The sequence below is a fragment of the Syntrophomonas sp. DTU019 genome (assembly GCA_913757435.1).
Classification (GTDB): Bacteria; Bacillota; Syntrophomonadia; order Syntrophomonadales; family Syntrophomonadaceae; genus DTU019.
This window is the reverse complement of the sequence record CAJYDM010000006.1, coordinates 111,210-126,149: the sequence shown is the minus strand read 5'-3', so window position 1 is coordinate 126,149 and position 14,940 is coordinate 111,210. Positions and strand designations below refer to the sequence as shown.

Sequence of the window (14,940 nt, the reverse complement as noted above, 5' to 3'; positions counted from 1 at the left end):
GCATCGTTCCTTTTTCCACCTCATTCAATCCGGACCGCGGCGCACCATTATGGGCGGGTGTGGAGCCTTTCTTCGCATAGGTCTGCGGCGGCTGCGCGCCATCATGAGCAAGGTCAGTATACAAAGCCCGGCCCCGATGCGAGCCTCCAGCAAATGACCTTCAGTTAATAAAAATACTGAGGCCAGCAGAACGAAACCGAATACTAGCGCCCACCCCAGGGACAGCAAAGCTCGGGTATTATCTGCCATGGCCTCCTTAAAATCGGGTGCATCCATCTTGAGATGCAGATCGCCCCGCTCAGCTTTGACCAGCACCCGTTCCAGAAGGCCGGGGATATCTATCAAGGCCTTGCCCAATCCGCGGGCTTTTTCCAGGGCAATGGTATAAGCGCTGTTTTTGCTGCCCAGGAATTTGTCCACATAAGGACGAGAAACCTCGATAAAATTTATTTCCGCATCCAGATCAACACAGATGCCATACAGGGTGCCCAGGGCACGGCCCAGGAAGGTGAAACGGGCCGGAATCTGAAAGGGTTGCTCGTAAAGAAGTCGCTCCAGGTCTTTGAGGAAAACCTGCAGGTCGGTGCTGTTAATATCCGTCCCGCTGCCAAGAGTGTGCTCCAGAAATATGGAGACCGCTCTCACCAGGAGGAGGTTGTCGGCATCTCTTCGCAAAAATCCCAGCCGCTTCAGCTGCTCTACCACAGCGAAGTAGTCCCGCTGTGTTAAAGCCAGCACCAGGTCGATCAACAAGGGACGCATCTCGTTTGCAACTGAGCCTATCATACCAAAATCGACCATTATCACCACACCCTCAGTGGTGACAAAAAGGTTGCCAGGATGTGGATCGGCATGATAGAAACCGTCAATCAGTATTTGGCGCACATATATACCCAGCAAATGAGAGGCGATTTTCTTTCTGTCTAAGCCCGCGGCAGCTATTTGTTCATGATCGGTAATCTTGATGCCTTCCATGAATTCCATGGTCAATACTCGCCTGGTGGTGTATTCCCAATAGATAGAGGGCGAAGCAAACAACTCGTCCTCACGACTGTTGGCAGCAATGGTTTCAGCATTGTGCCCTTCCTGAATATAGTCCAACTCTTCTCTTAAGGTTTCGGCAAATTCCTCATAGATGGCATCCAGGTCGATAAATCTTTGCCAATCGGTAAACCTCTTTATAAAGGCGACAACTTTACGAATTGATTTAAGGTCGATTTCCACCAGTTCATCAATGCCGGGGCGCTGTATTTTGACCGCTGCTTTTCTCCCGTCTAGTAGATAGGCGGTATGGACCTGTCCCAACGATGCCGCTGCCAGAGGCTGAGGTTCGAAGTGAGCAAAAACCTCGTTCAACGGCTGTCCCAATTCGTCCTCCGCCAAGAGTTTGATTTCCTCGAAAGGCACCTCAGCCACTTCATCCTGAAGCCCGGCAAGTTCCTTAATCGACGACTGTGGCAGGATGTCCACCCGGGTGCTGAGAAATTGCCCCAGTTTTATCAATAACCCGCCCAGCTTAACAGCGGTCACTCTAAAATAGTGGGCCTGGGAGATATACAATTTTTGCTTCTGTTGTTCGATCCACTCAGGGCGGTGACCTATCTTGCGGAAACGTAAGGCATAAAAGGCCCAGAAGATATCAAGGAATAATTTTACGACGATATATGAGCGCTGTATTCCGGCCCAATAAGCAGTTTTCTTTTTCAAAGCTATCACCTAATACATTAATGAAAATTGAGGAATATTCTGTTATTACACACTATCTGCAGTTTAACATATTGTCCGCAAACAGAGGTAAAGTTATCAACACAGACTGTTTATGCTTGTTAACAAGCTGCCTAAATGTGGTCAAAACCGGTAGAAAATGCACTAAACATGTATTTAGATAAACTGTTTATGGATACGAATCATCATTATATATGGTAAATCTACAGTAAACAACAGCTTATTGTATCTTACGCAAAGCTGAAATCGCTTCACTATATCTGCATCGTTAATTGGACTGAATTTGCACATACTAAGCAAAAACAAAGACCATTTAGGAGGATTAATAGATGCGCATAAGTGATGCCAATAAACTGGTGGGCAAAATTATGAAGGTAAAAAAGGGCCATGACATGACTGAAGTGCAGGTGGATATTGGAGACCAGTTGGTTACCGCCACTATCACCGCCGAAGCTGCCAAAGATATGAATCTGCGCAAGGGTGATGAGGTGTTTGCCATGTTTGACTCCACTTCGGTGACCATCATCCGCGACCAACCTTAGCAATGAGAGCTCAGCGATCACCCAGTTGGGCTATAGTCTGCTCTAATTCCTGATAAACTGAAGTGACAGGGATGGCCAGGGCGGTGCTGCTTTGTTCCGACTTTTTTCTGGCAGCATAGACCACCGCGATCACCCGACCATGTTCATTTATTACCGGACTGCCGCTCAGGCCCGGAGCGGCTGTGACCTGAACTTCGATATATGACAGGTTACTGCCCCGGGCTGGAGGAGTGACATCAAAAATGGTGCCTTTTTGTATCAGCCGTTCCATATTTAGGGGATTGCCAATTACGGTCACCTCTTGACCGGAATGAGGAATTGCCATGTAATCCAACTTCAATGCTGGCAGTTCCCTGCCTTTAATATCGATCACAGCTATATCGGCCCCGCCAGCCTGCTTCCAGCGATTGCTGAAGTATCTCCTGCCATCTATAAATGAGATGCTGACGGCATCAGCTCCGGACAAAACATGCTGATTAGTAATTATCATCCCGTCTACGTCTACATTGAATCCAGTACCCTTTTTGATTTGCATCCCCAGGCCATCTTGGCTTTGCGCCTCTACCACCACAATTGCCGCCCGCCCTAAAGCTGCTACCGGATCATGGGTTAGAGCAGGGTCCTGAATCAACTGCGGTTTGGAACCCCAAAATTGCACCACTTGAGGCAGAGCCAGGAACAGAAAACCGATCAGCAATAACACCGCCAGCGCTTTAAAGAAGGGCGAGCGCTGACGATAGGTGGCGTAATCTTCATCCGAGTGCTGCGTCATTATGGGTAGTTCTTGCTGATCATTGTTCACGGACTGGTCACCCTGTCATCAATTTAAGACTAATTATAACAGAAATCGTGCTATGCGCAGGACACAAACCGGGGCGTTATTGCCCCGGTCCACAATCTGTTCACACCGTTCAATTGTCCTGTTAACAGCAGCGTGCCGACATCAGTAAACCCCGAGGTGTTACACCAATCGATTGATGATATCTTCCTGATCGCCGTACATGTAATCTATAATAGGTATTTGTATCATGGTATAGGCGCCGGGGTGCTGCTTCAATGTTGCCCGGGCTGAAGCCACCATCACCTGTGCGGTCAAAGCTGGATTATTGATGCGCATGGAGAATTTCAACATCTGATTGTGAGCCTGTCCGGAAACGCCTTTGCGCTCCATCTCCACACCATGACCCATATCGATCAGGTCAAGGACATTTTCCACCTCGATCACATGGGTATCATCTTTTATAAAGTAAGGGTCGTTTTTAATAGTCTGTTCTATGACTTTGAAGTCCTGCCCGGGAACAGGTTGAACATATACCATGCGCCGATGCACCCCGGTCCCCAGCGGTATAGTCATAGATAGGGCGTTTACGACGCCGGGTAAGGCCTTTACGGCCACCGAATGGCCCATACTCATCCCCGGGCCAAAATTGGTGTAGGTGATTCCGCGGGGCGCCATTATTTCAAACATACAGCGTACCATCGAATCGGTTCCCGGATCCCAACCTGCCGAAACTACCGCTACTGTGCCATGGGTTTTGGCAACCACATCCAGATCCCGGCGCAGACCGGCCAATTGACCATGGATATCGTAGCAGTCGACGGTGTTAATGCCCATTTTCAGGATTTCACTGGCTAATTCAGGCATCGACCTGCTAGGGGTACACAGTAAGGCAACCTTGACCCCATCCAACCGCGCGATATCGTCGATCACCGTCACACCTGCCAGTGCCGGCGGTATTGGTTCATTGAGGAATTGAGATTCGACCACCACCACGGCCAACTCCATGTCCGGCGTGGTCTTGATGGTTTCTGCCGCGGCACGGCCAATGTTCCCATAGCCTACTATTCCTATACGCGTCTTCTGCATTAGCTGCCTCCCCAATCAGATTTAATCCTATTTATATAGACTATCTGAAATGCGTATATAGTCAAGATTTGCAGTAAAAATACATTGTATACATACTATTGGAGCAGTTGTTTACACTTCCTCGCCACACCGTTGCATTATTCGGTCATTACCGGTAATTTATTCCAGCCAGGACGGATCGATCTCTATAACTCGGGAGGCTGGACGGCCCTTTGACGCGTAAACGAACAAAACCCAAGCATTTTTTCTTTCCTGGGTATGCGGCAAATATTCAAACCGTTCCAATATGATCCGTTTCTTGATATTCTGCATGGAATGCGATCTGTATTCAGCCAAATACTGTTCCAGAAACCCGTCCCGCCTGAGCAGATTGTGTAAGGTCTCTGCGGTTCCCGGAGTGTTTTCCAGGCCCTCCGGCAGAGTGTAGGCAGCCTGGTCCTTGAGAACATCATATTTCAGCAGTTCATGATGCCAATGCCGATTTGACGGCTTGACTTGGTCAAGGTGATGTTTCAGTATGCTGATACGTTCAGTTCGGCCTACTCCTATTCCATAATAGCCGTGTTCATGCCAGTAGTCGGCCAGTGCTTCCCAAAATGCAAAGGCATTGCCGTCATAGTAGGCGTTCACAGCCTCCTCCACAGTATGTTCTGCCAAACCCGCATTATAGTACCTTTCCAGGACGTCTTCGATGTGGTGCAGCCGTACTAATTCTTCGTAACTAAGCCAGCAGTTTGACAGCACCTCATAAGGCGGATGTTGCTGAAAGCAATATCGCCCAGATTCAGCCTCCCGGCGCACCTCGGTTCCGGGCAGCATCTTAAGAAAACCTAGCTGCAGGTGGTCAGGCTTCAAGCCGTAAGTCTTATTAAAGGAGATCTTGAAAGTGGCATAATCCTCTTCAGGGAGTCCTGCGATCAGATCCAAATGGAGATGTATGTTGCCGGCCTGGGCAATCCTGAGGATCGAGGCGGAGATCTTGTCCCAGGCACCGGGGCGCCTGATCGCCTTTAAAGTTGGCTCATGGGTGGACTGCACCCCGATCTCGAAGGCGAAGCGGTCTGGCGGCAGGCCCTCCAGGAATTCCAGAAAAGCTTCATTCAATAACTGCGGAGAGATTTCCATATGATAGCGGGTCGTTCCGGGTAATTGAGCTATGAATTCCATTATCGCCCGAGCCCGCGATTGATCGCAATTGAAGGTGCGGTCAACGAATTTGATCTCCTTGGGCTGCAGTCCATTGAGATGCTGCAATTCGCTTTCTACCCTGGATAAGGGCAGGAAACGGACTCCGTTGTCTAAGGATGAGATACAATAACTACATTTGAAGGGGCACCCCCGCGAACTCTCATAATACACGATACGGTTTTTCATTTCGGTTACGCCCCGATATGGAAACGGAAGCTGATCCAGGTTGCCAACACTTAAAGATTTGGTCATACTGTGTGGTTTTAATACAGCCCGGCTATAAACACCGGGCAGAACCGGGTCAGTCCCGTCGGCCTCCAGGGCGGTTAGCAACTGAGGCCAGACCTCCTCCCCTTCCCCACTGACAATATAATCTACGCAAGGGTTGCCGGCCAGGGTTTTTTCAGCTGAGTAGCTGACTTCAGGGCCGCCTAGTACCACTATGCATTTCGGGTCGGTCTTCTTGAGATCGGCGCACAGTTTAAGCACCAATTCGATGTTCCATATATAGCAGGAGAAGCCTGCTACCTGAGGACGATATTGATGCAATTCGGAAAGCATGTACCCCGGCGGTTCATTGATGCTGAATTCGCGTACCATGCATTCCCGGCCATCAGCCAGTGCGGCCTCGCGCAGATATAAAACGGCCAGATTAGAGTGGATGTATTTAGCATTGACTGCACATAACAATACCCGCATGCGATAAAGCTCCTAAAGTAAAATGGCGATATATCAATCGCCAATAAGGTATTCAAATATTAATGCTTTATTCCTCGCCCACCAGTTTGACTTCAGGGTGTAATTCTACTCCCATGTTTTGACGTGCCTTCTCCTGTATGTACGCGATCAGGCGTAAGACATCATCAGCTGTGGCCTTGCCAGCATTCACTATGAATCCGGCATGCTTGGTGGATACCTGGGCACCGCCGATTTGAAAGCCTTTCAGGCCCAGTTGCTCTAAGAGCGGGCCGACGAAAAAGCCGCTGGGGCGCTTAAAAGTGCTGCCTGCGCTGGGCATATCCAGGGGCTGTTTTTCCCTGCGGCGCCAGGCGTAATCTTTCATGGTGGCAAATATATCCTCAGGGTCGGCGGTTTTCAGATCGAGCCGGGCAGAAAGTACGATATACTCGCACGTCTGAAAGATGCTGCTGCGGTAACCGAATTGCATTTGTTCGGGGTTGAATTCAAACAACTCCCCTTTCAGGTTTACCGCCTGCACCGAACTCAATACATCTTTCATCTCCCCTTCGTAGGCTCCGGCATTCATAACCACTGCCCCGCCCAGGCTCCCCGGTATACCCTCGGCGAACTCCAGTCCGCTTAAACCTTCGCGGGCCACCACCCGGCATAGTTGGGAAACGCGCACTCCGGCTTCCGCCTCCACCTGATTTCCCTTGATGCTGATGGTTTTTAAACCTTCGCCCAGTTTCAGGACTACTCCGCGTATGCCCTTGTCCCGGACCAGAATATTGCTGCCCAATCCGAATACGAACAGCATCAATTTCATTTCCTGGCAATAGCGTAACACTTTGATGATTTCTTCCACAGAGTTAGGAACTACCAGAATATCCGCCGGCCCGCCGATCTGAAAGGTGGTGTGCCTGGACATGGGTTCATCGAATTTAACCCGGTCGATCGGGATGATATCACATATACCTTGATACATCGTTATCCCCTCATATTTAATGTCACAGCGTCTGGGCTCGACGATTTATACATATTATTTTCCTGCGCCTTTGATTATTCCGCCCCGCTCAGCCGCACCGCCAGACGTGGCGCCTGCGGCATAATAAGCACCGTCATGTTTTCGCCATGTTTCTGCTGGGCCATAATCAAGGCTTCTTTAATATCAGCGCAAGGGGTGATAAACATAGCTTTAACCGTATCCTCAGGCAGGGCACTGACCATAATGATATCGGCATTTTTCAGGATGCGGCATATGGCAAAGGCTTTGTGCCCTCCCAGTTCAAACCTGGTGAAAAAGCGCTTCTCGATATCTTCTGGACATTGTGCGGCGGTAATCCATTTGGCGAAGGTTTCCTCCCCCATCCCTTCCGAACACTCGGCCACCCAAATGATAGTTCCGCCCGGTTTAACCGCCTGTACGGCAGCGTCAAGCGCTTTCTGTGACTGATAGACATTGATGTCTTTGGGAAAACCTCCACAGGCGGCGATAACCACATCAGCCGCTCTTGCTATAGTGACGATGTTACTGGCCTCGGCAAATTTCACGGCTTCCATCCAGGCCTGGTACAAGTCCCCGGCGGCAGCAAAAACGATCTGTTCTTTACCTGCTGTGACCACATTGAGTATGAAATCCAGGCCAACAGTACGGGCTGCCTCCAGCATCAAGTCATTGACCGGGTTATCTTTGTAATTGCCCAGACACGCCTTGGGATTATCCATCATGCGGTGATTGGCTTCTATCAACGAGCGTGCCGCCACCCCGGGCAGAATCGATTTTCGTCCTCCCGACCAACCAGCAAAATAGTGCAGTTCCACCACCCCGGTCGAAATCAAAAGATCGGCTTCGGCTACATGGCGGTTGATCAAGAGATCCCAGCCATTGGATAACCGTCCCGCACTGTGCAGGTCATGATCACAGTCGTGATTTAAGACCTCATAGCGACTACAGATTTCCTCACCAAATATTCGCCGGTTCTCTTCCGGGGTATGGGGTCGGTGTATACCCAGGGCGATTATCAGTTTGATATTAGCGGGGGTGATCCCAGCGGCTTCAACAGATGCCAGCAGCGGTGGCAACATCCACTTGTACGGTGTGGGACGGGTTATATCATTTACAATGATGACCGCACGGCGGGCCTGTTTACGCATGGCGATCTCTTTGATGGTCAGGCTGCCGATGGGATTATCCAGAGCGTGGCGAATCATGGCAGAGTTATTCGTTATGCCGAAAGTATCTGCCTTTGCCACTCCGGCCTCTAATACCCCTAAGAGGTTTTTCTCCGGAATGTTCACTTCCAGGTACCCTGTACCATAAGCCAGTCGATGCTGCACCGTCCATCCTCCTGGGATCCGATGTATTCAAAACTGCCGGGCGCTACTCAAGCCATTGTATATAGGTATTAGTTTATGCTTGCAACAGTGGAAAATCAAGTTAATGAAGACCTTGGGCTTAATGCCAGCACTCCCAATTTCATCCTTGAACGGCTTTGTATACATGCAAACCGGGGCGGTAAAACGGCTAAAAAGTCCCCTTGCGAAAGGACCTTTGTGATATAATAGGCTGGAAATTCGTCATCAGGTGATGGCGCTTTAGGAGGAATTTTATGAATCATGTTGATATAAAAAAAGAGTTAATCAAAATGCTGGGGCCGGACAAAGTGCTGACCGATGAGCTGGACCTGATGTACTACTCATACGATAGTTCCTTTCTTACCAAACTGCAGCCGGTCACCCCTAATGCAGTGGTTTTACCTACATCTACCGCCGAAGTGCAAGCAGTGGTCAGGCTGGCTTATGAGCATGGCATCAACATCATCCCCCGTGGAGCCGGAACCGGCGAGACCGGTGGTTGTGTAGCCACCGAGGGCGGAATCGTAATAGATTTGTCCCGCTGGCGAGAAATCGTGGAGATCGATGTCAACAATATGCAAGTAGTAGTCCGTCCTGGGGTCATACATGCTGACTTGAACGATGAGTTAGCCAAATTCAACCTGTTTTTCCCGCCCGATCCGGGCAGCAGCAAAATGTGCACTGTGGGCGGCATGGTGGCCAACAATGCTTCCGGTCTGAGGGCAGTAAAATACTGGACTACTGAGCCCTATGTACTGGGACTGGAAGTTGTTACCCCCACCGGTGAGGTAATCATCACCGGCGGCCAGCAGGCCCGCTGTATAAAAAATGTATCCGGTTTGAATCTGACCAAATTGATGGTCGGTTCTGAAGGTGTACTGGGAATAGTTACACAGATACGGCTGCGTTGTTTTCCCCGCCCCAAGGCGAGAGGCATAGCTATGGCAGTATTTGATCATTTGGATGACGCCCCCGCTACGGTCCTAGAAGTATATCAAGCCGGGGTCTTGCCGTCGGGGATTGAGATCTTAGACGGTTCCGCTATCAAAGCGGTCAATGACTTTAAACCACAGATCAATCTACCAGACGCTGAAGCCATTCTGTTGTTCGAGGTAGACGGCAATCCACCCGGGGTCGAATATGAAGGGCAAATCATCAAGGAAGTGGCCGGACGCCGGGCCCGCCAGGTAGAATGGTCCACGGACAAGCAACGCATGGCGGAGCTGTGGGAAGGCCGCAGCATAACCGCTGCTGCCGCTGCCCGGGTGAGACCCGACGGCAGCAGGATTTTTGCTGGTGAGGATATCAGTGTGCCTATATCCAAAGTGGCCGAGGTATTACGGGCTATTCGCGCGCTAGGCGATAAATACGGCATCAAAGTGGTCAATTACGGGCATATCGGGGACGGCAATGTGCACTGTGCTCCGGTGATCAACCCCGAAGATCCTCATGAGGTCGAACTGGTGCAGAAGCTGGTGGACGAAATCCATCTCCTGGCTATAGAAATGAATGGGTCCACCACTGGCGAACACGGGGTCGGCGCAGCCCGGCGCGGCTATGCAGTTCTGGAGCACGGCTCTGCAGTGGAATATATGAAAAAGGTTAAAAATGCTTTTGATCCCAAAGGCATAATGAATCCTGGCAAGCTTTTCTGAATATTGCCGGATCATAGTTTAAAGGAAGGATAGACATGGATTTTAGAGAATTGCCGCCGGTCAAAGAACAGCTTATGAAATGCGTGCGCTGCGGCAAATGCCGGGAACTGTGCCCTGTCTTCAAAGAGATCGGTGTTGAGAGCGCAGCCCCACGTGGCCACGTATTCATGGTACAGATGCTCCGCGACGGCAAGGTTGAGCCCACCCCTGAAGTATATGACCGGCTGGGACAGTGCTTGATGTGTGAGACCTGTTCAGCCAATTGCCCTTCAGGCATAGATGTGCATGAATTGAACGCTGCTGCACGGGCTTATCTGAGCCAGACCAACCCCAATTGGGGTAAAGACTTGCTGTTCGGCAACTTCTGGACTAAACCCGATTTAATGAAGCAGTCAATTAAACTGGCCAGCCTGGCCCAGCGCCTGGGCTTGCAGAAACTGGCCCGCAATATCGGCCTGACCCGAATCTTGCCCGGCGACCTCAAAGATGCCGAGAAGATACTTGACCATATTCCGCCGCGCTCGGCACGCAGTACCCTGCCTGCTTTCACCCCGGCACAGGGTGATACCAGATATCGGGTCGGCTATTTTTTGGGTTGTGGTACGGATTTCTTAAGTCCGGAAATTGCCCAGGCTACGGTCAACGTTTTGAGCCGCAACGGCTGTGAGGTATATATCCCTGAAGGTCTGAAATGCTGCGGCCTGCCCCATATAGCCAACGGCAAATTGGATGTGGCCCGGCAGTTGACTATACACAATATCAATTTGTTCCAGAAGCTGAATGTGGACTATATAATCACCGATTGTGGCTCCTGTTCGGCCACTCTGACCGAGAAGAATCTGCGTTTTGTGCTGCAGGGCACCCCCTATCAGGAAGATGCCGCCGCCTTTGCAGCTCGGGTCATGGATCTGACCGTATTCTTGATCGATGTGCTGGATATTCGAGTCGATGTGCACACCGGCCAGAAATGGAAAGTAACTTATCATGACCCCTGCCATTTGGTAAACGCGCAGGGCATCACCGCCCAGCCTCGTGAATTACTGCGCCGCATCCCCGGGGTTGAGCTGATCGAGATGCCCAATGCCGCCAGCTGCTGCGGTGGTTCTGGAACCTATTCGGTTACTCATCATCAGGTATCCATGCAGATCCTGGACAAAAAAATGTCCAACGCGGCATCAACCGGGGCTGATGTTCTGGCCACCTGTTGTCCCAGTTGCATCATGCAGCTCAATCACGGCTGTCGGCGCAGCAATTGGAATGCCGAAGTAGTACATCCGGTGGTCTTATTGGACCGGGTTTACCAGGAGGCCCTGACCACTGTATAGAAACAGCAGTTATTCGGCCCGGTGGTAAAACCAACCGGGCTTTAGTTTTGGTAATATTAGGATATAATTGAAATATTAATGTAACAATACTCTAGCCAAGCTATGGGGAATAATATTGGCCACCTGCCAATCGGAACGCCCCACCCGCAGGAGGCCGAGAGATGACCCCATCCCCCCCATGGCTTGACTGCAGGAGCAAGTGGGGAATTAGACAAATGTTGCTGCGGTGGTAGCTTCGTACGCAGCAATTGCCGATAAGCTGAGGATGAGCTGACCCATCCCAGCGCTCTGTAGAATTGACTTAGACCCTCTTTAAGGTGGACAGAGTGGTCACCAGCTTGCGGAATTTAATTCTTAAAAGGAGTGCGATCATTGAGCCAGCGACGCATAAAACACATCTTTAAACAGGTGCGCGATGCCAGCCTGAAATACCATCTGATCGAAGACGGTGATCGCATCCTGGCCGCAGTATCCGGCGGCAAGGACAGTCTGACCATGCTCTACTTCCTCACCCTGGTGCAAAAATATACTCCGGTCCAATTCTCCATCGAAGCGGTGTTACTAGATATGGGCTGGGAAGAAGACCATCAGGGTGTAACCGATTTCTGTAAGCAGTTGGGTTTGGACCTCCGGGTAGAACACACCAGCATTGGTAGAATAGTGTTCGAAAACCGCCGTGAAAAAAACCCCTGCGCACTCTGTTCCAATCTGCGCCGGGGAGCTTTAAACCGCATCGCCAAGGATCTGGGCTGTAACAAGGTGGCTCTCGGGCATCATAGGGATGACGCGGTGCACACCTTCTTCCTTTCCATGCTCTTTGAGGGGCGTTTTCATGTGTTCAAGCCCAGCACTTATCTGGACCGTATGGATATCACCATGATCCGTCCCCTGGTCTACGTAGCTGAGTCTGATATAGAAAAGCTGTCTGCTTCCCTGCAGATGCCGGTTATGACCTCTCTCTGCCCGGCCAGCGGACAGACTAAACGGGATGAGGTCAAAGAAGTCCTGGAAATCATCGAAGCCCGCTTCCCGGGAGCCAGGCAGCGCTTCCTGTCCAGTCTGGAAAACGCCGCCCCCGATACCTTCTGGTCTTTATAAGGCTTTTCTCCATGAGACCATACCTATCCGTGCTTGTCGGCATAACAGACTTCATTGCAGCATGACGTATAAAAACCAACCGGTGTAACGACGTGATTTTCGGCCGCGGCTCAACTTTGTAGAGCAATATACCCTGTAAATGATCATGCTTATAACAATTCATACAACTATTAAGCGTTGTCTCAATCCCTTTTGGTATGTATTTGCATGTACAGGATCGGGCTGATTTTAATTCTGCACCAGCTTAGGGGTGGCGATTCCGCTTCGCCCGGTAATCGAATCAGGATGACGGTATTTGTTTCTGACAATGAGATTTTAATATGCGAACATGTGTTTTTGTCTCCTCGGGTATGCTATAATGTTAACAAACATTATGGGAGGTTTTCCCAATGAATGAGGATTTAACAGCCCGTCAGGAGCAGATCCTGAGTTATATCAAAAACCAGATCAAAACCACCGGTTATCCCCCTTCAGTGCGCGAGATAGGCCATGCGGTCGGATTGAAATCCAGTTCCACTGTGCACGCCCATTTGGTACAGTTGGAGGAAAAAGGCTATCTGCGCAAAGATCCTACTAAACCGCGTGCCATTATACCAGTACCTACCCAGGAAGAACAGAGTTTGACCCAAATCATATCCCTCCCCCTGGTAGGACAGGTAGCAGCCGGGGTGCCGATTCTGGCGGAGCAGAATATAGAAGCCTTCATACCGGTGCCTCAAGAGTTGATCGGTGGCGGCAGTCATTTTATGCTGCAGGTCAGAGGTGACAGCATGATAGAGGCGGGGATTTTTGAGGGCGATTATCTGATAGTGCGCCAGCAAGCCGACGCTAATAATGGCGAAATAGTAGTGGCGGTCATAGAAGATGAGGCCACCGTGAAAAGGCTGTTCAAGCACGACGGCTATGTGGAACTGCGTCCCGAGAACCAGGCTATGCAGCCTATCATCGTCCCCCATGCCTCAATCGCAGGCAAAGTGGCGGGCTTGCTGCGGCGCATGTAAAGCGGTAGTACCGGGGGACCATGCCAACCTGGCGGTCTAACCTCGAGTTGCTTTCTTTAATTAGGTTTAATTCAGCAGTCTACTATAAATATAAATAGGTTATATTCGTGGATTATTTTGTATACGGACGCCAAAGAGCCGGGCTTTGTGCCCGGCTCTGTGGTTTTAGAATTTCTCCAGATACTCTTCTATCTCCCACTCGTAGACCCGCGAACTGTAATTTTCCCACTCTTTGATTTTTGCGTAGCAGAAGCGTGAGTGGATATGACGGCCCAGGGCCTGTTGGATGACCTCGTCGCGATTCAGCTCTGAAATGGCTTCATATAAATTCTCCGGCAACGACTCTATGTTGTTTAATTTGCGGTCCGCCAGATCCATTTCATAAATATTCTTATCAACCGGCGGCAGAGGCTGTTCCTGGTTCTTGATGCCTTCCAAACCGGCCTTCAAAATCACCGCCAGCCCCAGATAGGGATTACAGGTGGGGTCCGGACTACGTACTTCGATGCGGGTGCCTATCCCCCTTCTAGCGGGGATGCGGATCAAGGGACTGCGGTTGCGGTAAGACCAGGCTATATACACCGGAGCTTCATATCCCGGCACCAATCTCTTGTAAGAGTTTACAGTAGGATTGGTGATGGCGGTTATGGCCCGGGCATGTTTAAGTACCCCGGCGATAAAGAAACGGCAAGTGTCGCTAAGACCGGAAGGGTCATGGGCATCATAGAAGGCATTCTGCCCATCCTTAAAAAGTGAAATGTGCAGGTGCATACCCGAGCCGGCGATGCCAAAGAGTGGCTTGGGCATGAAAGTGGCATGCAGGCCGTGCTGTTGGGCTACGGTGCGCACCACAATGCGAAATGTCACTATATTATCGGCTGTTTTTAAGGCATCCTGATATTTGAAGTCGATCTCATGCTGTCCCGGGGCTGCCTCGTGATGAGCTGCCTCGATCTCAAAACCGATGCGCTGCAAGGTCTCCACCATATCACGGCGGGCGTTCTCCCCTTTATCTACCGGAGGCAGGTCGAAATAACCGGCCTTATCATTGGTCTTTAGTGTGGGAGCACCGGTCTCATCCAGTTGGAACATAAAAAATTCAGGTTCCGGACCGACCTGCATGGAATACCCCAATTCGGCCGCTTCCTGCAGCATCTGTTTTAAGGCCTGGCGGGGTGAACCGTGGAAAGGCTGATTGTCCGAGTCATAGATGTCGCAGATCAAACGTGCCGTCTTGGCATCGGAACTAGGATTGTTCCAAGGTAAAATAAGAAAGGTATCCAGGTCCGGCTTTAGGTACATATCAGATTCTTCGATACGCACAAACCCCTCAATAGAAGAACCGTCAAACATCAGTTCGCCATTTAAGGCCTTTTCCAACTGTTCTTCAGTGATGGAGATAGCCTTCATTACCCCCAAGATATCGGTAAATTGCAGACGAATGAACTTGACATTTTGTTCAGCAGCGATTTTCATTATGGTGCTCTTATCCATAATAAGCCT

Annotated in this window: 12 protein-coding genes; 5 read left to right on the top strand and 7 right to left on the bottom strand. The window is 50.3% G+C overall.

Annotated features, from left to right (window positions below):
• Positions 1-24 precede the first annotated feature (24 nt).
• Positions 25-1,707: an ABC1 kinase family protein gene (locus tag AC15IQ_RS13760; RefSeq protein ID WP_483179820.1), complete on the bottom strand. Its 1,683-nt coding sequence runs from the start codon at positions 1,705-1,707 to the stop codon at positions 25-27.
• 347 nt (positions 1,708-2,054) lie between these two features.
• Here AC15IQ_RS13760 and AC15IQ_RS13755 point away from each other — a divergent pair, with 347 nt between their 5' ends.
• Entirely contained in the window at positions 2,055-2,267 is a 213-nt protein-coding gene (locus AC15IQ_RS13755) for a TOBE domain-containing protein (protein WP_483179818.1), read from the top strand.
• Positions 2,268-2,277: 10 nt separating this feature from the next.
• On the opposite strand, the gene AC15IQ_RS13750 is transcribed toward AC15IQ_RS13755, so the two are convergent.
• The 5 genes from AC15IQ_RS13750 to larAH6 form a co-directional block, all read right to left on the bottom strand.
• The gene (locus AC15IQ_RS13750; protein WP_483179816.1) at positions 2,278-3,069 is read right to left on the bottom strand and encodes a S1C family serine protease; all 792 of its coding nucleotides are present in this window, start codon (positions 3,067-3,069) and stop codon (positions 2,278-2,280) included.
• A 159-nt stretch (positions 3,070-3,228) separates the two neighbouring features.
• Positions 3,229-4,134 (bottom strand): diaminopimelate dehydrogenase, encoded by a 906-nt coding sequence (locus tag AC15IQ_RS13745; protein WP_483179814.1) that lies wholly within the window; start codon positions 4,132-4,134, stop codon positions 3,229-3,231.
• A 159-nt stretch (positions 4,135-4,293) separates the two neighbouring features.
• A complete protein-coding gene (locus AC15IQ_RS13740; protein WP_483179811.1) occupies positions 4,294-6,021 on the bottom strand; it encodes a B12-binding domain-containing radical SAM protein in 1,728 nt (575 codons plus the stop codon).
• A gap of 67 nt (positions 6,022-6,088) precedes the next feature.
• Positions 6,089-6,988: a UDP-N-acetylmuramate dehydrogenase gene (murB, locus tag AC15IQ_RS13735; RefSeq protein WP_483179808.1), complete on the bottom strand. Its 900-nt coding sequence runs from the start codon at positions 6,986-6,988 to the stop codon at positions 6,089-6,091.
• Between the two features lie 74 nt (positions 6,989-7,062).
• A complete protein-coding gene (larAH6, locus tag AC15IQ_RS13730; RefSeq protein WP_483179806.1) occupies positions 7,063-8,340 on the bottom strand; it encodes a nickel-dependent malate racemase, LarAH6 family in 1,278 nt (425 codons plus the stop codon).
• Between the two features lie 272 nt (positions 8,341-8,612).
• On the opposite strand from larAH6, the gene AC15IQ_RS13725 reads away from it, so the two are divergent.
• The 4 genes from AC15IQ_RS13725 (at position 8,613) to lexA (ending at position 13,437) form a co-directional block, all read left to right on the top strand.
• Entirely contained in the window at positions 8,613-10,013 is a 1,401-nt protein-coding gene (locus AC15IQ_RS13725; protein WP_483179804.1) for an FAD-binding oxidoreductase, read from the top strand.
• A 35-nt stretch (positions 10,014-10,048) separates the two neighbouring features.
• Positions 10,049-11,338, top strand: a complete 1,290-nt coding sequence (locus tag AC15IQ_RS13720) for a (Fe-S)-binding protein (protein ID WP_483179803.1) — start codon at positions 10,049-10,051, stop codon at positions 11,336-11,338.
• A 372-nt stretch (positions 11,339-11,710) separates the two neighbouring features.
• Positions 11,711-12,436: a tRNA 2-thiocytidine biosynthesis TtcA family protein gene (locus AC15IQ_RS13715; RefSeq protein ID WP_483179801.1), complete on the top strand. Its 726-nt coding sequence runs from the start codon at positions 11,711-11,713 to the stop codon at positions 12,434-12,436.
• 389 nt (positions 12,437-12,825) lie between these two features.
• Positions 12,826-13,437 carry a transcriptional repressor LexA gene (gene lexA / locus AC15IQ_RS13710; RefSeq protein WP_483179799.1) on the top strand — a complete coding sequence of 204 codons (612 nt, stop codon included), beginning with the start codon at positions 12,826-12,828 and terminating at the stop codon, positions 13,435-13,437.
• A gap of 165 nt (positions 13,438-13,602) precedes the next feature.
• On the opposite strand, the gene glnA is transcribed toward lexA, so the two are convergent.
• On the bottom strand, positions 13,603-14,931 hold the full coding sequence (gene glnA, locus AC15IQ_RS13705) for a type I glutamate--ammonia ligase (RefSeq protein ID WP_483179798.1): 1,329 nt from the start codon (positions 14,929-14,931) through the stop codon (positions 13,603-13,605).
• Positions 14,932-14,940: the final 9 nt, after the last annotated feature.